The following is a 26,121-nucleotide window of genomic DNA, read 5'->3' as shown; positions in this document are numbered from 1 at the left end:
CGTCAAGCCCTTGCGGGCGCCTGCCGTGACAGGCACAGATTGGCCGCTCGCATGGTCTCTCATCATCGCGGCAGGCTGGGGAACGAACAATGCCCGACACCGGCAACCATCTTGCCTTCGCGCTGGTCTGCCTCGGCATGGTGCTGACGCCGGGTCCGAACATGATCTATCTGATCTCGCGCTCACTGTCGCAAGGGCCCAAGGCAGGACTGATCTCGCTTGGCGGGGTTGCGGTCGGTTTCCTGTTCTACGTGCTGTCGGCAGCGTTCGGCATCACGGCGCTGCTGATCGCGGTGCCCTATGCCTATGATGTGCTGCGCTTTGCCGGCGTACTCTACCTCTTGTGGCTGGCTTGGCAGGCCGTGAAACCGGGCGGACGCTCGCCATTCCAAGTGCGCGACCTGCCGAAAGACCGGCCGCGCAAGCTGTTCGCCATGGGATTGATGACCAATCTGCTCAATCCCAAGGTGGCCGTTCTCTATCTGTCGCTGCTGCCGCAGTTCATCAGCCCCGGCAGGGGCCATGTCCTGTCGCAGCTTCTGGTGCTGGGCGCGACGCAGATATCGATCAGCCTCAGCGTCAACGCCGTCATCGCGCTGACGGCCGGCTCGATCGCCACATTCCTCGCCGGACGACCGCTATGGCTGGTCATCCAGCGCTGGTTGATGGGAACCGTGCTGACGGCGCTGGCGCTGAAGATGGCGACCGACGCGCAGCGCTGAAGCGTCACATCGGCCGGCGCGGCGGCCGGATCTGGGCCGGCTCGACCACCTTGCGGTAGAGATGCCAGGTCGCGTGGCCGAGGATCGGCATGACGACGGCCAGACCGGCAAACAGCGGGATCGAGCCGATCACCAGCAGCACCGCGACGATGAGGCCCCATAGCGCCATCTGCAGCGGATTTGCCATGACCGCGCGCGCCGAGGTCTCTATCGCCGAAACGGCGCCGACATCCCGATCGAGCAAGAGCGGGAAGGCAACGACCGTGGTCGCCAGCACGACCACCGCGAAGACCAGGCCGGCCGCGTTGCCGAGAAGGATCAGCCTCCAGCCCTTGCTGGTCGTCAGCACATCGCGCAGGAAGGCCCCGACCGAAGCCGGCGGCTCGCCGCCGAAGAGGCTGGTGTAGATCGACTGCGCCGTGAACAGCCACAACAGGAACAGCGCGAACAGCATGATGCCGATAACCGCTATCGATGGCAGCGCCGATGAATGACGAACATCGAGCGCATGCCGCCAGTTGGTGTTCATGCCGAGCTCGCGCCGGCGGCTGATCTCATAGAGCCCGATCGCGGCGAACGGTCCGACCAGGGCAAAGCCCGACATCAAGGGATAGACGAGCTGGATGGCGTTGGAGCCGGACGTCCACTGCGTCAGGATCAGGCCGGCGACCGGATAGATCAGGCACAGGAACACGTAATGCGAGGGCTTGGCCCAGAAGTCCTCGGCGCCAAGCCTGAGCGCGTCCCAGAGGTCCGCCGTGGAAATTCGGCGGACCGCTGGTTGCACATGCATCCCGTACGCGTCCGCCATGACATGAAAGCCGGCCATAACCTTCCTCCGTTTTTCTCGGGGGGCGGTCACCGCCTAGGGTGGCTGCCCGTAGCTGCCACTTCAAGAACGCTCGCATAATAGCCGATCTTCCCGGGATTGTCGCCGCGCCTCATAAGGTTCACTCGTCTGGCGAACCACTGAGTTCATTTCAGAATCCATGCATTTTAGCTATTGCTTAAATTACTCGTAGAGACCCACAGCGTATCACCTGAGCTTTACAAACGTTGGCGTGGGGCGATGTTCACATTGAAGGGCTTCTGGTCTTGCGAACGCGGCAATTTCGCCATGGCGACCGCCGTAGCCTTGCTGCCGATAATGGCTGTCGTCGCCGGCACCCTCGACCTGACGGGGACGAGCGATGACGCCGCGCAACTGCAGAACTCGCTCGACGCGGCTGGCCTTGCCGTCGGTACCAAATACCTGCCCAGCATGAGCGCGAGCGATGTCCAGGGGCTTGGGCTGACATTCTTCGCGGCCAATGTGAGCATTGCCGACCAGCAGGAATATTCAGACAGCGTTTCCGCCTTTTCGGCCACCGCCAGCGGCGATCCGAGCGCCTATTACATCTCGCTGTCGTCCGGCATCAACCGTCCGAGCTTCATCAATGGCGCTGCCCCCTGGCCAGCTCAACGGTCGGCGACGGTCAAGATGCACCCGGGCGCGCAGGCCTGCGTGCTGGCGCTCGATCCGCATGCGTCGGCGGCGGTGAGCCTGCAAGGCTCGACCGATGTCGCCATGAGCAACTGCGTGATCGCGGCAAACTCGGACGCATCCGATGCCGTCAGCAGGGGCGGTTCCGCGCAGGTTTCGGCGGGCTGCGTATCGGCCGTCGGCGGCACTTCCGGGCTTTCTCCGCCCGCTGCCGATCTCACCTGCGGCGCGCCGCTCGAACATCAATATGCGTCCTTCGATCCCCTGGCCGACATCGTCCCTCCCCCCTACACACTTTGCCTGCCGGTGCCGAACGGCAAAACCTACACGCTGTCGCCCGGCACCTATTGCGACAAGATATTGTCAGGAAACATCACGCTCAACCCGGGCGTCTACATCTTGCGCGGCGTCACCCTGAAGCCGGGCGGGAATGGCAGCCTGACCGGCCAGGGCGTAACCATATTCCTCACGGAAGGGGCACAGATCACCATAAACGCAAATGAAAAGGTGAACCTTTCCCCGCCGACCAGCGGGCCTTACGCTGGCATCACGATCTTCCAGAGCCGCGGGAACATTTCGGCCTTGACCCTGAATGGCGGCGCAAATTCGGTGATCAGCGGATTCGTCTATGCGCCTGACGCGGCCGTTTCGTTTGCCGGCAACTCGGATATGAGTGGTCAAGGGGACTGCCTGAGGCTTGTTGGCTTGACCGTGCAGATGACAGGCAACTCTTCCATCAAGACCGACTGCACGGCGGTGTTCGGAAATCGAGAGATGTACTCCAGCCGCCTCATCACACTTGTGAACTAGCGGCCAATGGCCGCTTCGATCGAGATTTTTCACCGCCTGCCCGGCAAAAGCCATGATCGCGACCGAGTCAGGCACTCATGACCACTTCGAAAATCGATTGCGATCGGATCGCGAACTTGAACAGGCGCACCTGGCTCAAGACGGCTGGGCTCAAGGCGGCTGGGCTCAAGGCGGCTGGGCTCAAGGCGGCTGGGCTGGCGGCCTTGCTTGGGCTTGCCGCCTGCAGCACCGTCTCGCTGCCGACAGGGCAAGGCGCCGGGGTTTCCTCCTCGGCAACCGGCACGCTGGCAAGCCTGCGCGCCACGGCCGGGCGCGGCCCGCTGACCCCGGACGCGCAGTTGGAGCAAGCAGCATTGCAGCAGGCCGGCTACATGGCGAAGCGTGAAAACATGAGCCACACCACCGGCTGGGGCAAGGATTTCGCCTCGCGCATGAGGGACAATGGCGTGCACGGCGCCGCGGCCGAGAACATCGCGGCCGGCCGCTTCGACCAACAGAAGCTGTTCGATATCTGGATGCATTCGCAGGGGCACCGGCGCAACATACTCGATCCGGACTTCAGCCGCTTTGGACTTGCCTATGTTCGTGACGGCCGCGACCCCAACCTGCGCTACTGGTCGCTGGTGCTCGGCAGGTAGCAAAGACATCGCCGGCAGCGGCCATCCACTGACGAACAGCCGCTACATCAGTCCATATGGGCGGCAGGCGCGCCGCCGGCCGGCGCCGTTTTCGGCTTGCGCAGCAGGAAGACGAACGGGATGGCGGCCAGCGTCATGATCATCAGAATTTTGAAGTCGTTGACGTAAGAGATCATCATGGCCTGCAGATTGACCATGCGGTCGACCTGCGACAGTGCCGTCGGATCGCCGCCGGCGGCCGCCGGCGAAACCGCCCAGAGATTGGGATTGAACGGGTTGATGAAGGTTGAAAGCTCGGCATGGTTGATCTGCGTGTTGCGCACCAGCAGCACGGTCACGACCGACACGCCGATCGACGAGCCAAGATTTCGCACTAGGCTGAACAATGAGGTTGCATCGGTGCGGTAGCGGGCGTCGAGCGTGGCGAAGGCAACCGTCGACAGCGGCACGAACACCATGCCCATGCCCAGGCCCTGGATCACGCCGGAGCTGAGGATCAGCCAGTTGTCCATCTGCGGGGCGAAGCTGGCCATGGTGTAGAGCGACTGCGCGGTCAGGAGGAAACCGATGACAACGAGAATCCTGGCATCGACCTTGCCCATGATGCGCCCGACGACGAGCATGGAAATCATGGTGCCGACACCGCGCGGCCCAATGACGATGCCGATGGTGACCGTCGGATAGCCGAAGATGGTCGACAGCATCGGCGGCAGCAGCGACATCGAGGCCAGGATCAGCACGCCCATGACGAAGATGAATGCCAGCCCGGTGACAAAGTTGCGATCGAGGAAAATCTTCGGATCGATGAAGGGATGTTCCGATGTCATCGTGTGGATGATGAACACCCAGAAGCCGGTGAGCGAAAGACCAAGCTCGATCCAGATCTCGACCGAGGAAAACCAGTCGACCTCGCCACCGCGATCGAGCATCAGCTGCAGGGCGCCGACGCCGAGCGATATCATGGCAAAGCCGAAGAAATCGAAGCTGCGCACCCGCCGGGCGACCGCCGGCAGATAGGCCGCCATGCCAAGAAAGGCGACGATGCCGACCGGCAGGTTGATGAAGAACACCCAGCGCCAGTTGAAATTCTCTGTCAGCCAGCCGCCGAGCGTGGGGCCGAGGATCGGTCCCAGCATGATGCCGGCGCCCCATATGGCCATCGCCTGGCCATGGCGCTCCTTGGGGTTGATGTCGAGCAGGAAAGTCTGCGACAGCGGCACGATCGCGGCGCCGAACACACCTTGCATCAGCCGGAAAAGCACGATGGTTTCCAGGCTCCACGCCAGGCCGCACAACATCGAGAAGATGGTGAAGCCGACCACCGCCGTCAGGAACAGTTCCTTGCGGCCGAAACGGTCGGCGAGCCAGCCGGTGACAGGGGTCATGATGGCGGCGGCGACGATGTAGGAGGTCAGCACCCAGTTGATGTTGTCGGGCGAGGCGCCGAGATCGCCGGTCATGGTCGGCAGCGCGACGTTGGCGATGGTGGTGTCAAGCGCCTGCATGATCGTCGCCAGCATGAGCGCGACCGTGATCAAGCCACGATGCGGCACTTCTTTGAATGGTTCGGACGTGCTCATGGGGCAGAACTTCCAGAAGGTAACAGAAACGTGTACAACGGGTTTCCGGGCGGCGAAGCCTTCCGTCGAGAGACCTTCGTCGCGGTGGGACGCGATTGTCGATGTGGGGGTTACATCGACTGAAAGTCTCTGATGAGCGGATGCCTGCCGCCCGGAAACCTGAGGACCGACAGGTCCGTGTCGAAGATTTCAGATTTTGGACGCCTGCCACGCGGCTCGGCCCAAACGCTGATCCTTCCCACCCCTCCCGTCAGACCAATCCTCCAACTCGCTTTAACCCGCCTGGTGCCCGCGGGCTTCCGCCGACTACTTCGCGGGCTCGCCGGCCGTAGCGTGACCGAAGATCGACGGCCAGCCACGCGCGACGCCCGTATCGACCGTAACAGAGGCGCTCATGCCGGTGCGCAGCGCCATCTTGGCGTCGGGGTCGGTCAGTTCCAGGCGCACCGGGATGCGCTGGGTGACCTTGACCCAGTTGCCGGTGGCGTTCTGGGCGGGCAGCAGCGAGAAGTCCGCACCGGTACCGGCACCGATAGCCCTGACCGTCGCCTCGAAGGTCCTGCCCGGATAGGTGTCGACCACAATCTCCGCCTTCTGGCCCGGCTTCATGTTGGTCAGTTGGGTTTCCTTGAAATTGGCGTCGACCCAGGTGTCGCCGGTCTCGACCAGCGCAAACAATGGCGTGCCGGAGCCGACATACTGGCCGACCTTGAAGGACGCGGCTTGATAGACGACACCATCGGCAGGCGCCTTCACCGTCGTTTGCTCCAGATCATAGGCAGCCTTGTCGCGCGCCGCGAGCGCCGACATCACCGTCGGATGCTTGTCGGTTTTGATGTCGGGGTTGCCGCCGAGTGCCGCCTTGGCGCTGACGATGCCTTGCTCGGCAACAGCCAGTTGCTGCCTGGCTTTGTCGAGATCGTTCTTGGCCTGATCCAGCGACGACTTGGCGTTGATGCCCTTCTGGGCAAGATCGGCGGCGCGATCGAATTGCGACTGCGCATAGTCGACCTCGCTGGCAGCGGACTTCTGCTGCGACAGCGCCTGGCTATAGGCCGCGCGCAACTGCTCGACATTGAGGCGCGCGGTAGCGACCGCGGCGTCCGCCTGGGCGAGCGCGATCCGGTAGGGCTCGGGATCGATGGCGAACAGGAGCTCGCCGTGCTTGACCGTCTGGTTGTCCGATATGGCGACCTGGACGATGCGACCGGCCGTATCAGAGGCGATCGACACCTTGGCCTGCTGCAGATTGGCGTTTTCCGTTTCCTGGTAGCGCCCGCCAGTCACCCAGACATAGCCGCCGCCGATGATCAATGCCGCCGGCAAGGCGAACATCAAGAAGAAGCGGCCGATGCGGCGCTTCTTCTTCGGCGCCGGTGCGGGTTGCACGGGAGGAGCGACCGCGACCGGGGTTGGTGCCGGTTGGACCGGCTTTTCCATCTCCACCTTGGGAGCGTTTTCTTCTACCTTGGCTACCGCGTTCATGCTGTCGCACCTTCCGCACTCTTGATCTTTTCAAGCGACGAAGCTTCGCTTTCCGTCAGATTTTGCACGATTACATCCAGCGCCCGGATCAGGACGCGCCGGTCTTCCGGCGAAACGCCGCTCAGCGATTCCTCATAGACCTCGCCGGCAAGGCTCTTGACCTCCGCATAGGCCGCATTCGCCTTCTCGGTCGGGAAGATCATGCGTACGCGCCGGTCGGCCGCGTCGGAGCGGCGCTCGATCCAGCCGCCCTCCTCCATCCGGTCGACCAGGCGTGAAACGCTGATCGGCTCGATTTCGAGCAGTTCGGCGAGCCGCGCCTGTGCAACGCCCGCCTCCTTGGCAACGCGGACCAGAAGCCGCCATTGCGCCGAAGACAGGCCGAGCCCGCTGGCACGCGCCTCAAAGCGCTTGCGCATCAGGCGTTGCACGTCGTGGATCAAAAATCCCAATCTATCGATGCCATCTGAAACCATGAGCGATATATATAATAAGCGTGCTTACTATTCAAGATGCCATTTCGCGATGAAAGCCGGCAAACACGTGTGGCGGACCTGCAACTCGATCCTGGTTGGCGCCGCGTGAACGCCGTACCCGTCCGCGACAACGCCTGAAAGCCACGGAAGATGCCTTTGTCAAAGGCGGTTTCAGACAATCATGATAACGACGAAGAACGCGCCGAACGAGCTGGTGATGATGCCGATCGGCGGTTCCTGCGGCGGCAGCAAGGTCCGAGCCAGAAGATCGCTTGCCAAAAGGAGCACCGCCCCGAACAGCGCGCTGCTTGCGATCAGGCGCAGATGCAAGGGACCGGGCAGCGGCCGCGACAGATGGGGGATCATCGGTCCGACACAGATCGCCAGGATCGTGCGCGGCAGCCGCAGGTCGACGACGATCTTGCCGACGGTCTAACCGCGTTCCCTTTTTGACCCCTCGCCTTTCGGCCTGGGACCATCACGAGCCGCAGCCTAGGCCGCGCGCGGCGGCGAGCCAAGGCGGCGGTCTTTGTCATGTTGTAACAATACAGGCATGTGGTCAGTCACTGTCACGCGCGACCAGTTCCAGCGGCCAGACTTCCCGGATGGTCTGCGGCCCCTCGCTGCCGGCGAAAGCCGGCAACGAGGCGAGCAGGATTTCGCCGAGCCGCCGTCCCATCGGCTCCAATGCCGGACGGAAAGCGGTCAGCGCCGGGGAGAAATAGCGGCAGAGCGGCGTATCGACGATGACGATCACCGCGATGCCCTGGCCGGGCATGATCCCCATCTCGGCAAGCGCCTTGCAGCCGCCGAGCGCCATCGCGTCATTGTTGAAGATGATCGCTGTGGGCGGATCCTTCGAGCGCATGACTTGCGGCGTCACCGCGTACCCGCCGGCTTCGTTGATGAAGCCGTCGGCTATCAGCTCGGGATCGATGTCGATGCCGTGCCGCCGCAGCGCCTTGCGATAGCCATCAAGAAACAGATAGCCGAAGTTTAGGTCGAGCGACGGCCGGATGGCGGCGATGCGGCGGTGGCCGCGTGCAACCAGGCGGTCGACTGCGTCGGCGCCCGCCTTCTCGAAATCGAGGTCGAGCGAGGGATAGGTCTCGTCACCCGACTGGCTTCGGCCAAGCGTCGCAAACGGAAAGCCGGCGCTGCTGAGATAGTCGATGCGATCGTCCTCACGCCGGGTCCAGGCCAGCAGCACGGCATCGGCGCGGCGTGTCTCGACGACCCGTCGCAGGCGCTCCTGCTGATAATCGGCGGGCGCGCCCATGACGATGATCAGGTCGAGCCCGTGCTCGGCCAGTGCCGCTTGCAGCCCGCTCAGAAACGGAATGAAAAACGGCTCGCCATATTGCTGATCGCCCGGGTGGGGCTGCAGCATGAAAGCAACGGCATGGGTGGTGCCTCGGCGCAGGTTCCTGCCCGACTGGTTGGGTGAATAGTTGAGTAGGCGCGCCGCATCGAGCACGCGCTGCCGCGTCTCGGCATTGACATCGGCGCGCCCATTGAGCGCGCGGGACACCGTGCCGATCGAAATATTCAAATGACGCGCAAGATCGTGAATGCTGGATGCCAAGACCAATCCCCTTCCGTTCCCGCTAACATTAGCGGACCTTGCGGCCAAGGCCACACAGACGAACGGCCCACAAATCCGGTTGACATTCTACGCCTTCGGGTGTGTCATCGTAAACGTTTACGGAAGGGCCGTGAATGCCAACCGGGAGGGGTTGGCGGAGGAGCGCCGGATGCTGCACGTCGTCCTGGTCGGGTGCGGAGCCATGAGCAAAACGTGGCTCGAGGCCGCCCGTCAGTCCCCTGAAATCAGGATTGCCGGTCTCGTCGACCTCGACGCCGACAGGGCACGCCAGCGAGCCCGCGAATACGAACTTGCAGGGGTCGCGATCGGCACCGATCTCGACGTCATTCTGGATCAGACCAAAGCCGATGCGGTGTTCGACGTGGTCGTTCCGGCCGCCCGCCGCCAGGTGGCCAATTCGGCCTTTGCCCATCACTGTCACCTGCTGACGGAAAAGCCCCTCGCCGACAGTCCGGCCAACGCCCGCGCCATCGTAGACGCCGCGCGGCGCGCCGGCCGCGTCCACGCCGTCGTTCAGAACCGCCGCTATGTCGCCAATGTCCGGCGCATCCGTCGCTTTCTCGATTCCGGCGCCATCGGCGCGCCGACCAGCATCCACGCGGATTTTTTCGTGGCGCCGCATTTTGGCGGCTTTCGCGAAGAGATGCGTCACGTGCTGTTGCTCGACATGGCGATCCACACCTTCGATGCCGCTCGCTACATGGTCAACGGCGAACCGGCCGACGTCTATTGCCAGGAATGGGAGCCGGCCAATTCCTGGTATCGGCAAGGGTCGTCGGCAAGCGCCACTTTCGAGCTTGGCCGAAACAGGATGTTCACCTATCGGGGCAGCTGGTGCGCCGACGGCTTTCGCACCAGTTGGGAGGGCAGCTGGCGTATCGTCGGTGAGCGCGGCAGCCTGATCTGGGACGGCCATGACGAGGTGAAGGCGGAAGTCGTGCTGCCGGAGCGCGAAGGCCTGATCGACAAGGTCGGGCCGGTGACGGTGCCTCCCCTCGATCCGTCCGACCGTATCGGCGGGCATCTCGGGGTCATTGCCGACTTCGTGCAAGCCGTGAAAACCGGCACCGAGCCGGAGACGCGGGGCTCGGACAACATCAAGAGCCTGGCCATGGTCTTCGCGGCGATCGAGAGCGCCGAGACCGGTCGTCGCGTGAACATCGCATCGCAGGAAGGATGACCATGCCGAACCCGCTTCTCGACATCAGGATCGGCACCATGGTGCGGGCCAATCTCGAAGACCCGGCCGCCTATGTCAGGCAAATCCTGCCGCTCGGCTTCGAGAGCATCCAGCCCTTCTTCTGGCAGACGCTCGGCGGCAAGGATCTGGCGCGGCTCGCCGGAGAGATCGAAGAGGCGATCGGCGATGCCGACGTCACCGTCAGTTCGATCGGCATGTTCGGCAATCCGCTCGAGAGCGGCGACACCGACCGCGGCGTGCTCGATGCCTGGAAAACGGTCATCGACAACGCCCATCTGTTCGGCACCACGCTGGTCAGCGGCTTCACCGGCCGCATCCGCGGGAAACCGCTGACCGACAGCCTACCGCGCTATCGCGAGGTATGGGGCGAACTGGCCAGACGCGCCGCCGACAAGGGCGTGCGCATCGCCTTCGAGAATTGCGCCATGGACGGCAATTGGGCCGGCGGAGACTGGAATATCGCCCACAATCCGGATGCCTGGGAGCTGATGTTCAACGAATTGCCCAATGACAATCTCGGTCTCGAATGGGAGCCCTGCCACCAACTCGTCTACCTGATCGATCCGATGCCGCAGATCCGCAAATGGGCGCATCGCATCTTTCATGTCCACGGCAAGGACGCCACGGTGCGCTGGGACGTCATCCGCGAGCACGGCGTGTTCGGCCGCCTGCCCTTCGTGCAGATGCGCACGCCCGGCTTCGGCGACAGCGACTGGACCCGGGTGATCAGTGAACTCAGGCTGGCCGGGTACAAGGGCGCCATCGACATCGAAGGCTGGCACGACCCGGTCTATCGCGGCGACCTCGAGATCACGGGGCAGGCACGCGCCCTGGAGTATCTCAAACTATGCCGGGGAGGTGCGAGCTACCTGCAAAATCCGGCGTGAGGATCGGTCGGCGGGAGGAGCCGGCCGCAAGTGGCATTGCCAAAGCAATCGTTCAAAGGCCCTCGGCTGACGAGGAAAACATGGGAGGAACGTGCATGAGCATCGCGATCAGGACGACACTTCTGCGCACGACCGTCGTGGCAGCAGCCACGGCGCTTACCGCCGCAATCTTCACCTTGCCGGCGCAGGCGCTCGACGCCCAATGGTGCAAGGACGTCCACATCCGCTTCTTCGTCGGCGGCGCCGAGGGCGACGCCTTCGGCACCATCGTCTACAATGGCGCCAAGCAGGCAGCGGCCGATCTCGGGCCCAAGGTCGACTACATCTTCTCCCAGTGGGACGCGGAGAAGATGGTGCAGCAATTGCGCGAAGCGGTCGCGGTCAAGCCCCAGGGCATCGCCATGATGGGCCATCCGGGCGACGCCGCGATCATGCCGCTCGCCGACGAGGCGCATAAGGAGGGCATCAAGATGATGTACCAGAACGTCCCGGTGCCGAAGGTGACGGCGGCATTCGGTGGCGGCTATATCGGCGCGCAGCAGGAACAGCAGGGCCGCGCACTCGGCGCCGAAGCGTTCAAGCTCGGCAAGCTGAAGGCAGGCGACAAGGCGATCATGATCGGCCCGTTCGAGAACGAGAGCCGCGGCGCACGCGAGCGCGGCACGGTGGCGGCCTTGAAGGAGGCGGGCGTCGAAGTCATCCAGCTGTCGTCGCCGCCGAGCGGCGAATGGGCTTCCGACCCCAATCTGGCGATACCGGTGCTTACGGCAGCGCTGCTCAACAATCCTGATGTCAAGGCCGTCGGCTATCCCGGCGGACAGATGCTCGGCAATGTCGCCACCTACATGCAGGCAGCTGGCAGAAAGCCTGGCGACATCTTCAATTTCGGCTTCGACACCAGTCCGCAGATCGTCGAGGGCTTCAAGGGGGGCTGGGTGCAATTGACGGCCGACCAGCAGCCATTCCTGCAGGGCTATCTGCCGATCCTCAGCCTGTGCCAGCAGGTGGTGCTGGGTCTGGCGCCTATGAATGTCGACACCGGCGCCGGTTTCGTCACGCCCGAAAATTACGAGATCGTCGCAGAACTCGCCAAGCAGGCGCTGCGCTGACCTCCCAAGCCGCCGGCCGGGATCAGGCCCGGCCGGCGGGGCCGCTGGCGAGAAGGCTGGTGCCAGACAATCAAGCGAGGATGCGATGGCCGAACGTCTCATAGAACTGCGCGATATCGCCAAGTCCTACGGCCATGTCTACGCACTTGGCGGGGTCAACCTCAGCGTCGATCGCGGCGAGGTGGTCGGCCTCATCGGCGACAACGGCGCCGGCAAGTCGACGCTGATCAAGATCCTCTCCGGTGTGGTCAAGCCGACCAGCGGCGAGATCCTCATCCGCGGCAAGCCGGTGACCGGATGGAATGCGGCACGTTCGCGCGAGGCCGGCATTGAAACGGTGTTCCAGGACCGGGCGCTGGCCGTGCAGCAAACGATCGTCCGCAACATCTTCATGGGCCGCGAACTCACCGGCCCTTTGGGCTGGCTGAAGGTCGGCAAGGAAATCGAGGAAGCGAGCCGGCTGATGCGCGAGATCGGCTTCACCTCGAAAGTGTTCACGCCGCATTCGATCGTCGGCCAGCTTTCGGGCGGTGAACGCCAGGGCGTGGCGATCGCGCGCGCCATCTACAAGCAGGCGGAACTGATCGTCCTCGACGAACCGACGACGGCGCTGTCTCTGACCGAGACCGCCAAGGTCTTCCATTTCGTGCGCCAGGTGCGGGCGAGCGGCCGCTCCATCCTGTTCATCGGCCATAACATCCATCATGTCTTCGACATCGCCGATCGCTTCGTGGTGCTGGATCGCGGCAAGGTCGCGCTCACCGCCGACCGCGGCGAGGTCAAGTCGGCCGAAGACCTCATCAACTTCATGGAAGACGTTGCGCATCCGGGCGGGTTGGCTGGGCTGCACGACACCGGCGACGCGGAGCAGAGAGCACGATGAGCAAGACCATGCAGCCCGATCTGCACGAGCCGTCGGCCGGCATTTCCCGCCAAGGCAGTTCTCAGAACGAGTGGAAGCACCCGTCCGATCACTGGATGCGCGGCTTCATCCTTGACAACCGCGCCTCGCTTGGCACGCTCGGCGTGTTCGTCGTCATGATGGCGGTCTTCATGATCGCCAACCCGACGGTCTTCACAACTTGGTATCTCTACAGCGCCGTGCTCACCACGCTTCCGGTGGCGCTGTTCGTGGTCGTGCCGCTGGTCTTCGTCGTCACCTGCGGCGAGATCGACCTGTCGTTTCCCGCGACGATGGGGTTTGCCTCCTGGGTCTTCGCGCTGGTGGTGCAGGCGGGCTACGATCCGTTCCTCGGCATCGCGGCGGCGCTGGTCACCGGCACGCTGCTCGGCTTCCTCGTCGGGTCGCTGGTGGTCTATGGCGGGCTGTCGTCGCTGATCGCCACGCTCGGCATGAATTTCCTGCTGCGCGGCCTGATTCAGATCATCAATGAGGGCAGATCGACTTCGCTGACCAGCCTTGCCGACAGCTGGGCCTACAGGATCTTCTCCAGCCAGGTCCTGGGCATTCCGGTGCAAATTTTCTGGGCCATCGCCTTCGTCGTCTTTTCGGCGATGCTCTACAACCGCCACCGCTTCGGCGCGCAGGTGAAGGTGGTCGGTGACAATCCCGACAGTGCCCAGCAGATGGGAATCGACGTCAAGCGCGTGCGGGTGAAAGTGTTCGTCTTCGTCGGCATCGGGGCCGCGATCGCCGGCACCTTCTCGGTGATGATCAACTTCACCTGGTGGCCAACCGCCGGCGACGGTTATCTCTTGCCGGTGCTGGCCTCGGTGTTCGTCGGCGGCACGCCGACCTGGGGTGGCATCGGCACCGTGGCCGGCGGCGCGATCGGCGCCGTCACGGTGTCGTTTATCCAAACCGGCGTCGTGGCGGCTGGCCTCAGCGGCTTCTACGTCCAGTTCTTCAACGGGCTGATCATCATCCTCTCCCTGCTTGGCCACAAATGGAACCAGGCGCGCTACCGCTGAACCAGCCGGCTGGCGATCCGAGCCAACGATAGACGACAGGCCGCTCGGACGACACCGCGCGGCCCGATCGCCTATTTGCGCGATGCGCAATTTCGATCAAGCTGGCCGGGCAACGAGGCGCCAGAGTGAGGACGCCACATGCGAGGAACACATGAACCCGACCGAGAAGGCGCTATGGTTTGTGGAAAGCCACCTGCCGGAGGCTGTTACGCTCGACGACGTCGCCCAAAGCAGCGGCGCGTCGCGCTTTCATGTGACGCGCGCCTTCGGCGCCGCCACCGGCCGCTCCGTCATGGGTTACATGCGCTCGCGCCGGCTGACCGAGGCGGCGCGAAGGCTGGCCGGCGGCGCGCCCGACATCCTGTGCGTCGCGCTCGACGCCGGCTACAACTCGCATGAGGCATTCACCCGGGCCTTCCGCGACCAGTTCGGCACCACGCCGGAGTTGGTGCGCGCGCAAGGTTCGACTGAGACCCTCGACCTTGTGGAGCCCATCCTGATGGACAATTCGCTTTTGACCACACTTGAACCACCGCGGTTCGAGACCAGCCGGCCATTCCTCATCGCCGGACTGGGCGAGCGCTACAGTTGTGAGTCCAGCGCCGGCATTCCGATGCAATGGCAGCGCTTCGCTCCCTATATCGGCCACATCCCCGGGCAAGTGGCCGGCGTTTTCTACGGCGTCTGCCTCAACGGCGACGATGCCGGCAATTTCGATTATGTCGTCGGCGTCGAGGTGCGCGACTTCGCCGATCTGCCGAAGGAATTCCAACGGGTGCGGGTGCCGGCGCGGAAATACGCCGCTTTCACGCATCGCGAACACATCTCGACCATCCGGCGCACGATCAACACCATCTGGAACAGCTGGCTGCCCGCATCCGGCCATGAGGTTGCCGATGCGCCGGAATTCGAGCGCTACGGGCCTGAATTCGATGCCCGCACCGGCAATGGCGGGCTGGAGATCTGGGTGCCGGTCAAGGCATGACGCGCCGCTACAGCTCCAGTTCCCAGTTCTGGCCGATCAGATCGTTGCCGAAGGAATGGTGAGGCTCTTCCTCGATCAGCTTGAAACCGGCCGCCTGGTAAATGTGCCGGGCGGCGGTCAGAATGTCGTTGGTCCATAGGGTCAGCGTTCTGTACCCCCTGGCGCGGGCAAAGCCGATGCATTCCTCGACTAGGCGCTTGCCGATGCCGAGACCCCGTGCCGAAGGTTCGACATAGAGCAGCCGCAGCTTGGCCACCTGATCCGACTTGCGCACGACGAAGACCGAGCCGACGACCTCGCCTTCCCGCTCGGCGACCCAGCCGCGCTCCCATTTCGGATCGTAGGATTTTACGAACGCCGCGAGGATTTCGGCGACCAGCGCCTCATAGGTTGCATCCCAGCCATAATCCTGCGCGTAGAGCATGCCTTGCCGGCGGATGATCCAGCCAATGTCGCCGACCTGCAGCGGCCGCAGCAGATAAGGGATTTTGAGCGCGCCATCGACATCCAGCAGACGCTGCACGGTCCGCATAGACTTGACCAGCCGGTCCTGCTCCGACGCAGGCAGACGATCGAGCAGCGCCGCGACCTGATCGTGCGAACCCTTGTTAAGCGGCGCGAAGGCGTTCCTGCCCGCCGGCGTCAGCGCGATCGACGATTGCCGAGCGTCCGAAGCCAGGGTGGCCCTGGAGATGAGGTGAAGGCGCTCGAACTTCTTCAGCAAACGGCTGACATAGCCGGCGTCGAGACCGAGATCGCGCCCGAGATCGGTCGCGGTCAGTCCGTCACGATGCGCCAGTTCGTAGAGCACGCGTGCCTCGGTCAGCGAGAAGGCGCTCTTCAGCAGCCCTTCATCAAGCAGTCCGATCTGGCGGGTGTAGAAGCGGTTGAACGCCCGCACCGCATCGATCAGGTCCTTGTTCGGCGCAGCCTTGTCTGGCTGATGGTGGATTGTCATTCGAGTCATCTCCTGCCGGCACAGGATCGATCATTTACTTGACGGAGTCAACTATCAAGGAAGGTGCCCGAGATGCCTACATCATCGGCAACACCGGCCAGCGGTCGACGATCCTGCCACCGGAAAGCACCGCGATCGGTCCGAACTGCTGCAGCACGGCCTCGCTCTGCGTCGGCCGCAGGAACGCATAGTCGCCGGGGCTGACGACGGCCTGGGCGAGCAGACCCATGAACTGCTGGTTGGAAGATAGGCCAATCAGGCCGTTTGTCCTCATGCCTTCGGGAAACAACGGTTCGGCCATCCACTTGCCGCCATAGACATAGCAGCCCTTGCGCGGAAACCGGCCGAGCGCCTGCAGCAGACGTGAGACCGCCGGCGGGCCAGGCAGCATCGGCTCGACCACTTTCAGGATTGGCGTCGCGATGAAGGCCGCCGGCTGGAAGCCATCAAGGCCGGGCGTGTCGAAATCGACGGGTAGGACGAAGGCCGAGCCCATCGACACTTCATTGGCAATGCCGCCATGATGAAGCAGCGCGGTCTTGCTGCCGCCGATGTTCAGGATATGGCGCTGGTCCGCGCCAAGGCGTGCGACGAAAGCGGCGGCCTGTTCGGAGGCTCGCGCCAACGCCTTGGCCGGTCCACCAAACAGGCCGGGTATGTGCGGCGCATGCGCCTCATAGGCCATGACGCCTTCGCAGCGCAGCGCTTTGTGGGTGGGCAGGGCATTCAGCGCCCGCGACAGGGCCGCCGGTTCGGTAAAGCCGCCGCGATGCAGTCCGACATCGATTTCGAATGCGACGCGCAATTCGACGCCGAGTTCGTCGGCGAGCACGCCATATTCCGCCAGCCTCTCCTGTGTATCGATCAGCCAACAGACCCGCGACCAGGCTAAACCGCCTCTGGAAAGCACCGCCCTTGCCGCGCCAACCGGAATCGGTTTGCCATACAGCAGATCCGCATCCGGGAACGCCCTCAGCACCGCCTCGGTGATCGGCGGATGGAAGGTCATGAGGCGGTGGGTTCCAAGCGCCTTGCCGATATGGGAGAGCAGCGGCAGGCAAGCGAGCGACTTGTCGACCACCCTCACGGCAAGGCTGGGGTCAAGCCTCTGCTTCACCAGGGCAATGTTGCCATCCAGCCGATCGAGGTCGAGCAGCAGGCAGGGTTGGAAAATGCCCGCCTCTTTCAGCGCATCCGAAAGCGTGGCGAAATACGCCTTCATGGCTGGATGCCGAAAGAACTGGGTTCGATGCCGAACAGGTCGGCCATGTAGGGCGAGACGAAGCGGTTCTGCGGATCTATGTCGCGGCGCGCCGCCATCGCATCGTCCCAGCGCGGATAGAGCTTTTTCAGGTCGGCCGCTTTCAGGCTGTGCATCTTGCCCCAATGGGGCCTGCCGCCATATCTGCGGAAGATCGGCTCGGCCGCGCGCATGAACGGCAACGGATCGCTCGCCGCGTCATGGTGGATGGCGATGGAACAGGTGAGCCTTTTGTGGAAAGGCGAGAGCCAGAATTCGTCCGATGCCACCGACCGCACCTCCATCGGGAAATAGACTTCCGGGAAATGCTTCTCGGTCAGTTGGATGATCTCGGCCAGCGCCTTCGGCCCCTCCTCGAACGGAAGGTGATATTCCATCTCGTTGAACCTGGTCTGCCGGTCGCTGGCATAGACGTTGAGCCAGTCCTGCACGTAATCCTCGGCCGGCACCTTGGCGACCGCGCCCAGGATCAGCCCGCGGCGCAGCGACGGCAGCCAGGCAAGCCCGGTGCGCAAGCGGCGCAGCGTGCGCAGGGAGCCCTCGTCATCGTCGGTCGGGCGCGGGGTGGTCGCCTCGGTGCTGAAGTCGCTGGCGATGAACTGCGCGTAGCCTGAAAATGGGATGTAGTAAAATTCGGCCGACCGGTGCTCGTTCATCATCGTTTCGAAATCGCGCAGCATGTCGGCTATCGGCAGCACCCATTTGCGGCGCCGCAGCCGGTAGGTCGCGATGTTGTTCAACGTCACTTCGCTGAGCACACCGAAGGCGCCAAGCGCAACGCCGATCGCATGGATCGTTTCCTGATCCCCTTCCCGCTTGAAGTCGCGGACCTTGCCAAGCCCGTCGACGATCTGCACCGTTTCCAGCTGTGTGTGATAGGCACCCAGCGTCGGGCCCGAGCCATGGGTGGCCGTGCCCAGCGCGCCGCCTATGGCCTGGCGGTCGATGTCGCCCATATTGGGCAGGCCCTGGCCGATGCCTTGCAGCATGTGCATGAGCGGACCAAGCCGCGTCCCGGCCCGCACGCGCGCCTGGTTTTTTTTCGCGTCATGAGCAACCAGCCCTTCAAGCTTCTCCAGGGACAGGATGGTGCCTTGGGACTTCACCAGTGGCGTGAAGGAGTGACCGGCGCCGACGACGCGGACCGGGCCGGGTGCGGTGCGAATGAGATCGCCGAGTTCGCCGGCGTCGGCCGGACTGGCAAGCAGCCGCGGCTCGGCGGTGACAAAGCCGGACCAGTTGCTCCAGCCGTTCGACATGGTGCTCACGCAATCGCGCGGCGACGCCGCGCCACCAGGACAAACAGGCCGAGCAACGCCACGCTGGCGACAGCACTTGCGGCGGCGAACTCGGGCACCGGGCGAAACTCCTTGCCGTCGACGAGCAGCGACGCCGCGACCGGTCCGATCGCCAGGCCGAAAAGCTGGGCAGCCGGCACCAGCAGCACGGCGGTGCGGGTCTCGTCGGCGGTGATCGCCAGGCGGATCTGGTAGGGCACGATGAACAGCAGGATAAAACCCATGACCAGGGCGACGCCCCAGAATGTCGTGAGGCCAGGTCCGCTGGCAAGCACGAGCGAGGCGACAAGCGCGACGATGCCGATCGCCGCGATGGCAAGGCGATAGTCGATCCGCGCCTCGAACACGGTCGCCGTCATGGCGCCTAGGACCTGCGCCGCGAGGCTGGCCGAGACGATCAGCCCCACCGTGCGGCCATCGATGCCGAATTGGACGCCAAGCGGCTCCAGAAAAGCCCATACGGCGCCGAAGAACATGAAGTAGCAGAAGACCGACAACAGCGCGGTGATCGAGGGAACCGTCAGCACATTGGCGAGGTTTTCGTCCTTCGGCAGATCGGCATATTCGGCGGGGACAGCAAAGGCGACCACCAGCGACGCGACGCAGACGACGGCAAGAACGAGGAAGCCGCCCGCCGACCCGGCGGCTGGAATGACATAGAGCGCCAGCACCAGGGCAACAGCGCATTGCGCCAGGGTCTGCATGGTGACGAAATAGCCGCCGATGCGTTCGGCGCGCCGCGAACGGGCAATCAGTTCGGTGGCGACCGCGACAAGGCCGCCTTCGGCAAGGCCGGCCAGCGCGCGGGCCGCCATCAGCGTGTTGGGGCCGGCGGCATAGGCGGTCCACACATTGGCCAGCGCCAAGAGCAGCAGGAGGACGGCACTTTTCCAGCGCATGTTGTGGACGGAAAGCAGCATCGCTACGATCGCCGAACCGATCGCGATGGCGATCATCTCGGCGGTGGCGACCAGCGCCAGTTCGTCGCCGCTGACATGGCCCTCGGTATAGAGGGCGCCGAGCAGGACGGGCTGCAGACCGAGAATGAGCAGGCCGACCGACCCGATCCACAGGGCCGAGGCGAGCTGCCCGCCGCTGGGATTGCCGACCAGCCAGTCGCCTTCGCCCTGAAGACCAGCGCTTGTCGAAGTCAAAGGCGCCTCCCAACGTCCTTGCCGCACGCCAAAAAAGCTGACAGTCTGTCAGCATTCCAGAAACTGATACTTGATCATATTTCTTGTCAACCGGAATTTGGGAACTCGTGCGAAAGATCGGTGCATGAACCAAGCAAGTCGAACGATCACCGAGCCCAGGCGCAGGCCCAAGCAGGAGCGCAGCCGCGAGCGCATCGACGCCATCCTGTCGACCACCATGCGGCTGATCGGCGAGAAGGGCATCGACGCCGTCACCATGAAGGAGGTCGGCATGCATGCGGGCGGGCCGATCGCCACCGTCTACCACTACTTTCCCAACAAGTCGGCGATCCTGGCAATGCTTTATGAGCGGTTTTCCGAAGCCAGCCGCGCGCGATTGACGGCGATCGTCGCCGATGTCCGCGAAGCGCCCGACGTCATCACCGCGTCCGACCGGTTGCTTGACGACTACCTCGGCCGGGTCGCCGGGGATCCGGCCATCCAAGATCTCCAGAACGCCATCCAGGCCGACAAGGCGCTGAAGAATCTCGACATCGCCGAAACCCGGCATCAAGCAAGAATGTTCTGCGACCACGTCATCGCCTTGCTCGAGCCGGAAAAGCACGAGCAATTCGAACGCATGGTTCTGCTGATCTTCCAGCTCGCCGGCGGCGTTGTGCGCCTGGCGCTTGCGCAGGGCGAAGCGGAAGGTCGCCGGACCATCGAGGATTACCGATCGATCATCCACACTCAGTTGCGGCTGTTTCTTTAGCGACCGGCAATTGGGGACCTATCTCGCCCGGCGGATGAGGCCTTCGAAACCATCGGCCAGGTCGGAAGCGCCGGCCGCGAACATCTTCACCAGGTTCTGCGGGCGGCCGGGCGTCTTGTTGGCATCGAGGAGGATGGCCCTGCCCTCATGCATGACGAAATCGAATTTCCCATAGTCGAAGCCGAGTTCACGCCGCCGTTCGCGCAGTTCGTCGGGAACAGCGGCGGGCTCGCGCCGGATCGTTTCCGATGCCTTGACCATGCTGTTTGGCGAGACGTAGCGGGTGCAGCGCTCGCGCTCTCCGCAAAACACCCAGAAGCGCACCGCAAAGCCGTCAGGTTCTTTTTCCGGGATGAACTTTTCCACGACCAGATCATCCCGATCAAGGACGCCATCGGGAACGTCGTCCCGGGATTGGTAGACCTCGTAGGACGGCATGGCCGGCACGTGCGCAAAAGGTGCCGGTTGGCCGGCACGCCTCGACCGCCGATTGAGCCGTGTCTCCGGAATGCCCTGGTTGTTGAGATTGCTTTTGACGATGACCGGGCCCAGCCAGCCGTTGCCCTTGGCCAGAAGCGCTCCGCTTACCCGCCGTTTCGATATGTCGGCGGCCCCGACATTGAGGCATAAGGGAAAACTCCGCGCATAGTCGAGATAATCTGCCGGCGTCGTTGTCGCATCGACGTGCAGAACCGCGACATCGGCGCTGGATTGTCCGGAGAGGCCAGGCTGAATCCGGACTGAATGGCCCCTCCTTTTCAGGTCCTCCAGAACATCGAAAAGCATGTAACGGCTATTCCGGCGCAGCAGAAGGCCGCGGTGACCCAGGAACCGGTCATGCTCATGCGTTATGACAATGATGCGCGCCACCAGCTAGCCCCTTGGCTTCCATCCCCACTTCCATTAAGCGGCTCTAATCAATCAATGCCAGACTTTCCTGGACTCCAACGGGTCTGCATGACGAATCATTGGGATAATTATCATCGACACTGGAAGCTCCTGGACGCCCCCCTCCGGCCGACGCCGGAAACCGTTGGCATATTCGAGCGCGAACTCGATCTCGGAAATGCCGATGTCCTTCTGCTTGGGGTGACACCTGAACTGGCTGTTCTAGGCAGATCGATGTTGGCGATCGATCAATCGGCCACCATGATTTCTGGCCTATGGGCCGGCGACAACACATCGCGAAGGGCGATGGCCGGCAACTGGCTTGACCTCCCGGTCGCGCAGAAAAGTTTCGACGCGGTCATCGGTGACGGCTGCCTGTCGGCGGTCGATACCAAGGCCGCGCGCGGTTCGCTGTTCGGTGAAATCGCAAGGGTAATGAAGCCTGGCGGGCACGCGGCGATCCGCGTGTTCGCTCGGCCGGAAACCGTGGACGGCCTGCGCGGCATCGAAGCTCTGGTCCGAGCCGGCGGAATCGAGAATTTCCACGCGCTCAAATGGCGGATCGCCATGGCGTGCACGACCGTCGATTGCGACAGCAGCGTCGATGTGCAGGCAGTCCGTGCGGCATTCGACAAGCTGTTTCCGGATCGGGAGGCTCTTGCGGCAGACACGGGATGGAGCATGGCATCCATCAACACGATCGATGTCTATGCGGGCTCCGAAACGAGGTACAGCTTCGCGACGCTGGCCATGCTCGTGGACGAGGCGCGAGGGTGGTTCGACCAGGTGCGCGTCGTGCCAAGCGGCAGCTATCCCCTGGCGGAACGTTGCCCGCTCCTGGTGCTCGGTTCTGCCAAGCTTCGATAAGTTCATCGCCATCCTATCAAGAGGCGATTCACGCGCCTTGACTCTGGCAGGCCGGCGGCCTATTTCAGCGCCACGTTAGCACTCGCCTTTGGTGAGTGCTAACCACAGCTCCGGCGCCGCCGGATGTTGTAGGTTGTCCGGCTTCGCCGGACGGAGGAACTGTTTCTCACCGTTCTCATTCGAGGAAGAAAAAATGGCAAAGTCGAAGTTCCGCCCGCTTCATGACCGCGTGGTCGTTCGCCGGGTCGAATCCGAATCCAAGACCGCCGGCGGGATCATCATCCCGGACACGGCGAAGGAAAAGCCGCAGGAAGGCGAGATCATCGCCGTCGGCTCCGGCGCTCGTGACGAAGCTGGCAAGCTGGTCCCGCTGGACGTCAAGGCCGGCGACCGCATCCTGTTCGGCAAGTGGTCGGGCACCGAAGTCAAGCTCAATGGCGAAGACCTTCTGATCATGAAGGAATCCGACATCATGGGCATCATCGGCTGATTATCGGCCTCACCCTCAACTCGAATTTTTCGGGCTCTATCCGAGCCCCTGCCAGGAGCTAAAACATGGCTGCCAAAGACGTAAAATTCTCCCGCGATGCCCGTGAGCGCATGCTGCGCGGCGTCAACATCCTCGCCGACGCGGTGAAGGTCACGCTCGGTCCCAAGGGCCGCAACGTCGTCATCGACAAGTCGTTCGGCGCCCCGCGCATCACCAAGGACGGCGTCACCGTCGCCAAGGAAATCGAACTTGAAGACAAGTTCGAGAACATGGGCGCGCAGATGGTCCGCGAAGTTGCTTCGAAGACCAACGACATCGCCGGCGACGGCACCACGACCGCGACCGTTCTGGCGCAGTCGATCGTCCAGGAAGGCCACAAGTCGGTTGCCGCCGGCATGAACCCGATGGACCTGAAGCGCGGCATCGATCTCGCCGTCACCGAAGTGGTCGCTGCTCTCGGCAAGGCCGCCAAGAAGATCAAGACTTCCGAGGAAGTCGCCCAGGTCGGCACGATCTCGGCCAATGGCGACGAGTCGGTCGGCAAGATGATCGCTGAAGCGATGCAGAAGGTCGGCAACGAAGGGGTCATCACGGTTGAGGAAGCCAAGACCGCCGAGACCGAACTCGAAGTCGTCGAAGGCATGCAGTTCGACCGCGGCTATCTCTCGCCCTACTTCGTGACCAACGCCGACAAGATGGTTGCCGAGCTGGAGGACGTCTACATCCTCCTGCACGAGAAGAAGCTCTCCAACCTGCAGGCGATGCTGCCGGTCCTCGAAGCCGTCGTGCAGACCTCGAAGCCGCTGCTCATCATCTCGGAAGACGTCGAAGGCGAGGCGCTCGCCACGCTGGTCGTCAACAAGCTGCGTGGTGGCCTGAAGATCGCCGCCGTCAAGGCGCCGGGCTTCGGTGATCGCCGCAAGGCCATGCTGGAAGACATCGCCATCCTGACCGGTGGCCAGGTCATTTCGGAAGACCTCGGCATCAAGCTCGAGAATGTCGGCCTCAACATGCTCGGCCGCGCCAAGAAGGTGTCGATCTCCAAGGAGAACACCACCATCGTCGACGGCGCCGGCAAGAAAGCCGAGATCCAGGGCCGCGTCGCCCAGATCAAGCAGCAGATCGAGGAGACCACCTCGGACTACGACAAGGAGAAGCTGCAGGAACGTCTGGCGAAGCTCGCCGGCGGCGTTGCGGTGATCCGCGTCGGCGGTGCGACGGAAGTCGAAGTCAAGGAAAAGAAGGACCGCGTCGATGACGCCCTCAACGCGACCCGCGCGGCCGTGGAAGAAGGCATCGTTGCTGGCGGTGGCGTTGCCCTGCTGCGCGCTTCGGCCAACATCAAGGTGACCGGCGTCAACGCCGACCAGGCCGCCGGCATCAACATCGTGCGTCGTGCGCTGCAGGCTCCGGCCCGCCAGATCGCGGCCAACGCTGGTGCGGAAGCCTCGATCGTTGCCGGCAAGATCCTTGAGAACAAGGGCGCGACCTTCGGCTACAACGCCCAGACCGGCGAATATGGCGACATGATCGTCATGGGTATCGTCGATCCGGTCAAGGTCGTGCGCACGGCCCTCCAGGACGCGGCCTCGGTCGCCGGCCTGCTCGTCACCACCGAGGCCATGATCGCCGAAGCTCCGAAGAAGGACTCTGGCGCCGGCGGCATGCCTGGCGGCATGGGCGGCGGCGGCATGGGCGGCATGGGCGGTATGGACTTCTAAGAAGTCCATAAAGCACGCCCATGAATCCAAGTTGCTCAAGCCCGCAAGCGGGCTTGAGTGGCGGTATGGACTTCTAAGAAGTCCATCCTCGACAATTATTGAAAGGGCGGCCGAGTGGTCGCCCTTTTCTTTGCGTCTTGAGGCTGGTGCTCCACCGCGGTAGTTGGGACTACCGGTCAGACAGCGGCAGTCTCCGCTTGCTTGGGCGCCTTGCCGGCGAGCACGGCCTGCTCGATAAGGACGGCCACCTCATCGGCAACGGCGTTGAGCGATGAGCGGTCGCGGGTGGCGCGGGCAATCACCATCAAGCCTTCCAGCGAAGACTCGACCAGCAGCGCCAGTGCCTGCGCGCGACGCTCGGGCACTCCTGCCCTGACGAAAGCCTCACGCAGCAAGCCGATCCACTGTTCGAATGCAGAGCGGCACAGTTCGACAAGGTCGGGCACATCGCCTGGCGAGTCCAGCACGACCGGCGCGACCGGGCAGCCCAGTGAGAACTCATTGTCTTCCAGCATGCGTCCCACCGATTGATAGATGTGATGGACGGCGACCGCAGGGTCGCGTTCGGCGGCCAAAGCCTCGCCCAGACGCTCGGTTACCTCGGCGACGCTGGCGCGCGTCACCTCGACGACCAGCTGATCCTTGCCACCGGGAAAGTGGAAGTAAAGCGAGCCGCGCGGCGCGCCGCTGGCGCTCAAGATATCGTTGAGCGACGTGCCGTGATAGCCGCGCCGCCGCAACAGCAGTGCCGTCGCCTCGATCATCCGCGTGCGTGTGTCCGTCGCCATGTCAACCTCTGTCAGGAGTGCGCATTATAGGGCTTGCCCGCAATATGACAATCGGTCTACATAATATGTAAATCGGTCTACATATTGGGGCAGAGATAGATGTTTTGGCGGGAAGGGCAAGACGGCGTCCTGGCTCGCGAAGCGGTCGCGGAGCCTTCATTTCATCAAGCAGAGGAGACGTAGCAATGACAATTCGCGAAGCATCGGCCGAATGGCACGGCCCGCTCAAGGAAGGTTCCGGACGGCTCCGGCTGGGCAGCGGCGCGTTCGAGGGTCCCTACTCATTCCCGTCCCGCTTCGAAAACGGGCCCGGCACCAATCCGGAGGAACTGATCGCGGCCGCCCATGCCGGCTGCTTCTCGATGGCGCTCACCGCCATCCTCGGCAGCGAAGGTCACATCGCAAGCGACATCCACACGATCGCCAAGGTGCATCTGGGCGCCACCGCGGCCGGGCCGACCATTACCCGCATTGAATTGGAGACGGAGGCGAACGTCCCCGGGCTCGCCGCCGCCGACGTCGAGCGGCTGGCGCAGTCGGCCAAGGCGCGATGCCTCGTCTCGCGGGCGCTGGCCGGCGTCGCCACGATCACGCTGAAAGCGAAGCTTATAAGTCACTGAACGGAATGAGAAATCGCATGACCCAGGAATTGATCATCGACATCACCACGGCCAACCGCTCGGGCGAAACGGCTGAAATCATGCGGCGCTATAACGATGTGTTCCAGCGTCACGATCCCTCGGCTCTCGACGATCTGGTGGCGCAGGACTGCGTGATCGAGAACACCACGCCGGCACCGGACGGCGCGCACCGCGCCGGCAAGGCAGCATGCGTCGAGCTGTGGTCGGCGATCGCCACCGCACCCGGTACGCGCTTCGACCTCGAAGAGACTTTCGTGGCCGGCGACCGCGCCACGGTCCGCTGGCGCTACTGGATGGCCGACGGCAATTCGCTGCGCGGCGTCAACCTGATGCGCGTCGCGGACGGGCGGATCGTCGAGGCGATGGGTTATGTCAAGGGCTAGACCAAGC

The 26,121-nt window shown here is 63.5% G+C and carries 26 protein-coding genes and 1 pseudogene; 15 read left to right on the top strand and 12 right to left on the bottom strand.

Features of this window, described 5'->3' with window-relative positions:
• Positions 1 to 89: 89 nt before the first annotated feature.
• A complete protein-coding gene (locus ACVWWD_RS18110) occupies positions 90 to 722 on the top strand; it encodes a LysE family translocator (RefSeq protein ID WP_352550382.1) in 633 nt (210 codons plus the stop codon).
• Between the two features lie 4 nt (positions 723 to 726).
• Here ACVWWD_RS18110 and ACVWWD_RS18105 read toward each other — a convergent pair whose 3' ends face one another.
• Complete coding sequence (locus ACVWWD_RS18105; protein WP_015318368.1) at positions 727 to 1,551, bottom strand: DUF2189 domain-containing protein; 825 nt, start codon at positions 1,549 to 1,551, stop codon at positions 727 to 729.
• Between the two features lie 240 nt (positions 1,552 to 1,791).
• Between ACVWWD_RS18105 and ACVWWD_RS18100 the strand changes: the two genes are divergently transcribed.
• On the top strand, positions 1,792 to 3,015 hold the full coding sequence (locus tag ACVWWD_RS18100; protein ID WP_352550381.1) for a TadE/TadG family type IV pilus assembly protein: 1,224 nt from the start codon (positions 1,792 to 1,794) through the stop codon (positions 3,013 to 3,015).
• A 77-nt stretch (positions 3,016 to 3,092) separates the two neighbouring features.
• Positions 3,093 to 3,653: a CAP domain-containing protein gene (locus tag ACVWWD_RS18095; RefSeq protein ID WP_352550380.1), complete on the top strand. Its 561-nt coding sequence runs from the start codon at positions 3,093 to 3,095 to the stop codon at positions 3,651 to 3,653.
• A 47-nt stretch (positions 3,654 to 3,700) separates the two neighbouring features.
• On the opposite strand, the gene ACVWWD_RS18090 is transcribed toward ACVWWD_RS18095, so the two are convergent.
• From ACVWWD_RS18090 to ACVWWD_RS18070, 5 genes and pseudogenes are all read right to left on the bottom strand, one after another.
• Positions 3,701 to 5,233 (bottom strand): DHA2 family efflux MFS transporter permease subunit, encoded by a 1,533-nt coding sequence (locus ACVWWD_RS18090; protein ID WP_457103222.1) that lies wholly within the window; start codon positions 5,231 to 5,233, stop codon positions 3,701 to 3,703.
• Positions 5,234 to 5,539: 306 nt separating this feature from the next.
• The gene (locus ACVWWD_RS18085; protein ID WP_457103221.1) at positions 5,540 to 6,718 is read right to left on the bottom strand and encodes an HlyD family secretion protein; all 1,179 of its coding nucleotides are present in this window, start codon (positions 6,716 to 6,718) and stop codon (positions 5,540 to 5,542) included.
• The gene (locus tag ACVWWD_RS18080; RefSeq protein ID WP_023774557.1) at positions 6,715 to 7,194 is read right to left on the bottom strand and encodes a MarR family winged helix-turn-helix transcriptional regulator; all 480 of its coding nucleotides are present in this window, start codon (positions 7,192 to 7,194) and stop codon (positions 6,715 to 6,717) included. Before ACVWWD_RS18080 ends, ACVWWD_RS18085 begins: the two co-directional genes overlap by 4 nt.
• Before the next feature lie 171 nt (positions 7,195 to 7,365).
• Positions 7,366 to 7,569 (bottom strand): annotated as a pseudogene (locus ACVWWD_RS18075) (iron chelate uptake ABC transporter family permease subunit); the annotation flags it as partial.
• Positions 7,570 to 7,753: 184 nt separating this feature from the next.
• Positions 7,754 to 8,779 (bottom strand): LacI family DNA-binding transcriptional regulator, encoded by a 1,026-nt coding sequence (locus ACVWWD_RS18070; protein ID WP_023782971.1) that lies wholly within the window; start codon positions 8,777 to 8,779, stop codon positions 7,754 to 7,756.
• Positions 8,780 to 8,948: 169 nt separating this feature from the next.
• Here ACVWWD_RS18070 and ACVWWD_RS18065 point away from each other — a divergent pair, with 169 nt between their 5' ends.
• From ACVWWD_RS18065 to ACVWWD_RS18040, 6 genes are all read left to right on the top strand, one after another.
• Entirely contained in the window at positions 8,949 to 9,980 is a 1,032-nt protein-coding gene (locus ACVWWD_RS18065) for a Gfo/Idh/MocA family protein (RefSeq protein WP_031248395.1), read from the top strand.
• Between the two features lie 2 nt (positions 9,981 to 9,982).
• Complete coding sequence (locus ACVWWD_RS18060) at positions 9,983 to 10,888, top strand: sugar phosphate isomerase/epimerase family protein (protein ID WP_352553845.1); 906 nt, start codon at positions 9,983 to 9,985, stop codon at positions 10,886 to 10,888.
• Positions 10,889 to 10,983: 95 nt separating this feature from the next.
• Positions 10,984 to 11,997, top strand: a complete 1,014-nt coding sequence (locus ACVWWD_RS18055) for a substrate-binding domain-containing protein (protein WP_023774562.1) — start codon at positions 10,984 to 10,986, stop codon at positions 11,995 to 11,997.
• An 85-nt stretch (positions 11,998 to 12,082) separates the two neighbouring features.
• Positions 12,083 to 12,880, top strand: coding sequence for an ATP-binding cassette domain-containing protein (locus ACVWWD_RS18050; RefSeq protein WP_023774563.1), 798 nt, complete (start codon positions 12,083 to 12,085; stop codon positions 12,878 to 12,880).
• Complete coding sequence (locus ACVWWD_RS18045; protein ID WP_352553620.1) at positions 12,877 to 13,929, top strand: ABC transporter permease; 1,053 nt, start codon at positions 12,877 to 12,879, stop codon at positions 13,927 to 13,929. Before ACVWWD_RS18050 ends, ACVWWD_RS18045 begins: the two co-directional genes overlap by 4 nt.
• Positions 13,930 to 14,080: 151 nt before the next feature.
• The gene (locus ACVWWD_RS18040; RefSeq protein WP_352553622.1) at positions 14,081 to 14,914 is read left to right on the top strand and encodes an AraC family transcriptional regulator; all 834 of its coding nucleotides are present in this window, start codon (positions 14,081 to 14,083) and stop codon (positions 14,912 to 14,914) included.
• 7 nt (positions 14,915 to 14,921) lie between these two features.
• Here the strand turns inward: ACVWWD_RS18040 and ACVWWD_RS18035 are convergent, their stop codons facing one another.
• The 4 genes from ACVWWD_RS18035 to ACVWWD_RS18020 all read right to left on the bottom strand — a co-directional run bounded on the left by ACVWWD_RS18035 (position 14,922) and on the right by ACVWWD_RS18020 (position 19,585).
• Entirely contained in the window at positions 14,922 to 15,872 is a 951-nt protein-coding gene (locus tag ACVWWD_RS18035) for a bifunctional helix-turn-helix transcriptional regulator/GNAT family N-acetyltransferase (protein WP_352553624.1), read from the bottom strand.
• Positions 15,873 to 15,948: 76 nt separating this feature from the next.
• Positions 15,949 to 17,094 carry an alanine racemase gene (locus ACVWWD_RS18030; RefSeq protein WP_352553625.1) on the bottom strand — a complete coding sequence of 382 codons (1,146 nt, stop codon included), beginning with the start codon at positions 17,092 to 17,094 and terminating at the stop codon, positions 15,949 to 15,951.
• Positions 17,091 to 18,392 (bottom strand): D-arabinono-1,4-lactone oxidase, encoded by a 1,302-nt coding sequence (locus tag ACVWWD_RS18025; RefSeq protein ID WP_352553632.1) that lies wholly within the window; start codon positions 18,390 to 18,392, stop codon positions 17,091 to 17,093. The genes ACVWWD_RS18030 and ACVWWD_RS18025 overlap by 4 nt, the downstream gene beginning before the upstream one ends.
• Before the next feature lie 5 nt (positions 18,393 to 18,397).
• Positions 18,398 to 19,585 carry an MFS transporter gene (locus tag ACVWWD_RS18020; protein ID WP_352553627.1) on the bottom strand — a complete coding sequence of 396 codons (1,188 nt, stop codon included), beginning with the start codon at positions 19,583 to 19,585 and terminating at the stop codon, positions 18,398 to 18,400.
• A gap of 124 nt (positions 19,586 to 19,709) precedes the next feature.
• On the opposite strand from ACVWWD_RS18020, the gene ACVWWD_RS18015 reads away from it, so the two are divergent.
• Positions 19,710 to 20,336 (top strand): TetR/AcrR family transcriptional regulator, encoded by a 627-nt coding sequence (locus tag ACVWWD_RS18015; protein WP_023774570.1) that lies wholly within the window; start codon positions 19,710 to 19,712, stop codon positions 20,334 to 20,336.
• An 18-nt stretch (positions 20,337 to 20,354) separates the two neighbouring features.
• On the opposite strand, the gene ACVWWD_RS18010 is transcribed toward ACVWWD_RS18015, so the two are convergent.
• Positions 20,355 to 21,122, bottom strand: a complete 768-nt coding sequence (locus tag ACVWWD_RS18010; protein WP_245273930.1) for an ATP-grasp domain-containing protein — start codon at positions 21,120 to 21,122, stop codon at positions 20,355 to 20,357.
• 51 nt (positions 21,123 to 21,173) lie between these two features.
• Between ACVWWD_RS18010 and ACVWWD_RS18005 the strand changes: the two genes are divergently transcribed.
• The 3 genes from ACVWWD_RS18005 to groL all read left to right on the top strand — a co-directional run bounded on the left by ACVWWD_RS18005 (position 21,174) and on the right by groL (position 24,302).
• Positions 21,174 to 22,091: a class I SAM-dependent methyltransferase gene (locus ACVWWD_RS18005; RefSeq protein ID WP_457103220.1), complete on the top strand. Its 918-nt coding sequence runs from the start codon at positions 21,174 to 21,176 to the stop codon at positions 22,089 to 22,091.
• A 193-nt stretch (positions 22,092 to 22,284) separates the two neighbouring features.
• Positions 22,285 to 22,581 carry a co-chaperone GroES gene (gene groES / locus ACVWWD_RS18000; RefSeq protein WP_006203049.1) on the top strand — a complete coding sequence of 99 codons (297 nt, stop codon included), beginning with the start codon at positions 22,285 to 22,287 and terminating at the stop codon, positions 22,579 to 22,581.
• Between the two features lie 65 nt (positions 22,582 to 22,646).
• A complete protein-coding gene (groL, locus tag ACVWWD_RS17995; protein ID WP_352551260.1) occupies positions 22,647 to 24,302 on the top strand; it encodes a chaperonin GroEL in 1,656 nt (551 codons plus the stop codon).
• Positions 24,303 to 24,478: 176 nt separating this feature from the next.
• On the opposite strand, the gene ACVWWD_RS17990 is transcribed toward groL, so the two are convergent.
• Complete coding sequence (locus tag ACVWWD_RS17990) at positions 24,479 to 25,090, bottom strand: TetR/AcrR family transcriptional regulator (RefSeq protein ID WP_457103219.1); 612 nt, start codon at positions 25,088 to 25,090, stop codon at positions 24,479 to 24,481.
• Positions 25,091 to 25,275: 185 nt separating this feature from the next.
• Between ACVWWD_RS17990 and ACVWWD_RS17985 the strand changes: the two genes are divergently transcribed.
• Both ACVWWD_RS17985 and ACVWWD_RS17980 read left to right on the top strand, forming a co-directional pair.
• The gene (locus tag ACVWWD_RS17985) at positions 25,276 to 25,710 is read left to right on the top strand and encodes an OsmC family protein (RefSeq protein ID WP_352551264.1); all 435 of its coding nucleotides are present in this window, start codon (positions 25,276 to 25,278) and stop codon (positions 25,708 to 25,710) included.
• A 17-nt stretch (positions 25,711 to 25,727) separates the two neighbouring features.
• Positions 25,728 to 26,114, top strand: coding sequence for a nuclear transport factor 2 family protein (locus ACVWWD_RS17980; protein WP_352551266.1), 387 nt, complete (start codon positions 25,728 to 25,730; stop codon positions 26,112 to 26,114).
• The last annotated feature ends 7 nt before the right edge of the window (positions 26,115 to 26,121 follow it).

Source organism: Mesorhizobium sp. URHB0026 (assembly GCF_054059755.1).
This window is presented reverse-complemented; position numbering and strand designations above follow the sequence as displayed.

Bases quoted from the DNA above. Each gene is read 5' to 3' on its own strand.
- ACVWWD_RS18110 (WP_352550382.1), top strand. From the start codon at position 90: ATGCCCGACACCGGCAACCATCTTGCCTTCGCGCTGGTCTGCCTCGGC.
- ACVWWD_RS18105 (WP_015318368.1), bottom strand. From the start codon at position 1,551: ATGGCCGGCTTTCATGTCATGGCGGACGCGTACGGGATGCATGTGCAA.
- ACVWWD_RS18100 (WP_352550381.1), top strand. From the start codon at position 1,792: ATGTTCACATTGAAGGGCTTCTGGTCTTGCGAACGCGGCAATTTCGCC.
- ACVWWD_RS18095 (WP_352550380.1), top strand. From the start codon at position 3,093: ATGACCACTTCGAAAATCGATTGCGATCGGATCGCGAACTTGAACAGG.
- ACVWWD_RS18090 (WP_457103222.1), bottom strand. From the start codon at position 5,233: ATGAGCACGTCCGAACCATTCAAAGAAGTGCCGCATCGTGGCTTGATC.
- ACVWWD_RS18085 (WP_457103221.1), bottom strand. From the start codon at position 6,718: ATGAACGCGGTAGCCAAGGTAGAAGAAAACGCTCCCAAGGTGGAGATG.
- ACVWWD_RS18080 (WP_023774557.1), bottom strand. From the start codon at position 7,194: ATGGTTTCAGATGGCATCGATAGATTGGGATTTTTGATCCACGACGTG.
- ACVWWD_RS18065 (WP_031248395.1), top strand. From the start codon at position 8,949: ATGCTGCACGTCGTCCTGGTCGGGTGCGGAGCCATGAGCAAAACGTGG.
- ACVWWD_RS18060 (WP_352553845.1), top strand. From the start codon at position 9,983: ATGCCGAACCCGCTTCTCGACATCAGGATCGGCACCATGGTGCGGGCC.
- ACVWWD_RS18055 (WP_023774562.1), top strand. From the start codon at position 10,984: ATGAGCATCGCGATCAGGACGACACTTCTGCGCACGACCGTCGTGGCA.
- ACVWWD_RS18050 (WP_023774563.1), top strand. From the start codon at position 12,083: ATGGCCGAACGTCTCATAGAACTGCGCGATATCGCCAAGTCCTACGGC.
- ACVWWD_RS18045 (WP_352553620.1), top strand. From the start codon at position 12,877: ATGAGCAAGACCATGCAGCCCGATCTGCACGAGCCGTCGGCCGGCATT.
- ACVWWD_RS18040 (WP_352553622.1), top strand. From the start codon at position 14,081: ATGAACCCGACCGAGAAGGCGCTATGGTTTGTGGAAAGCCACCTGCCG.
- ACVWWD_RS18035 (WP_352553624.1), bottom strand. From the start codon at position 15,872: ATGACAATCCACCATCAGCCAGACAAGGCTGCGCCGAACAAGGACCTG.
- ACVWWD_RS18030 (WP_352553625.1), bottom strand. From the start codon at position 17,094: ATGAAGGCGTATTTCGCCACGCTTTCGGATGCGCTGAAAGAGGCGGGC.
- ACVWWD_RS18025 (WP_352553632.1), bottom strand. From the start codon at position 18,392: ATGTCGAACGGCTGGAGCAACTGGTCCGGCTTTGTCACCGCCGAGCCG.
- ACVWWD_RS18015 (WP_023774570.1), top strand. From the start codon at position 19,710: ATGAACCAAGCAAGTCGAACGATCACCGAGCCCAGGCGCAGGCCCAAG.
- ACVWWD_RS18010 (WP_245273930.1), bottom strand. From the start codon at position 21,122: ATGCTTTTCGATGTTCTGGAGGACCTGAAAAGGAGGGGCCATTCAGTC.
- ACVWWD_RS18005 (WP_457103220.1), top strand. From the start codon at position 21,174: ATGCTCATGCGTTATGACAATGATGCGCGCCACCAGCTAGCCCCTTGG.
- groES (WP_006203049.1), top strand. From the start codon at position 22,285: ATGGCAAAGTCGAAGTTCCGCCCGCTTCATGACCGCGTGGTCGTTCGC.
- groL (WP_352551260.1), top strand. From the start codon at position 22,647: ATGGCTGCCAAAGACGTAAAATTCTCCCGCGATGCCCGTGAGCGCATG.
- ACVWWD_RS17990 (WP_457103219.1), bottom strand. From the start codon at position 25,090: ATGGCGACGGACACACGCACGCGGATGATCGAGGCGACGGCACTGCTG.
- ACVWWD_RS17985 (WP_352551264.1), top strand. From the start codon at position 25,276: ATGACAATTCGCGAAGCATCGGCCGAATGGCACGGCCCGCTCAAGGAA.
- ACVWWD_RS17980 (WP_352551266.1), top strand. From the start codon at position 25,728: ATGACCCAGGAATTGATCATCGACATCACCACGGCCAACCGCTCGGGC.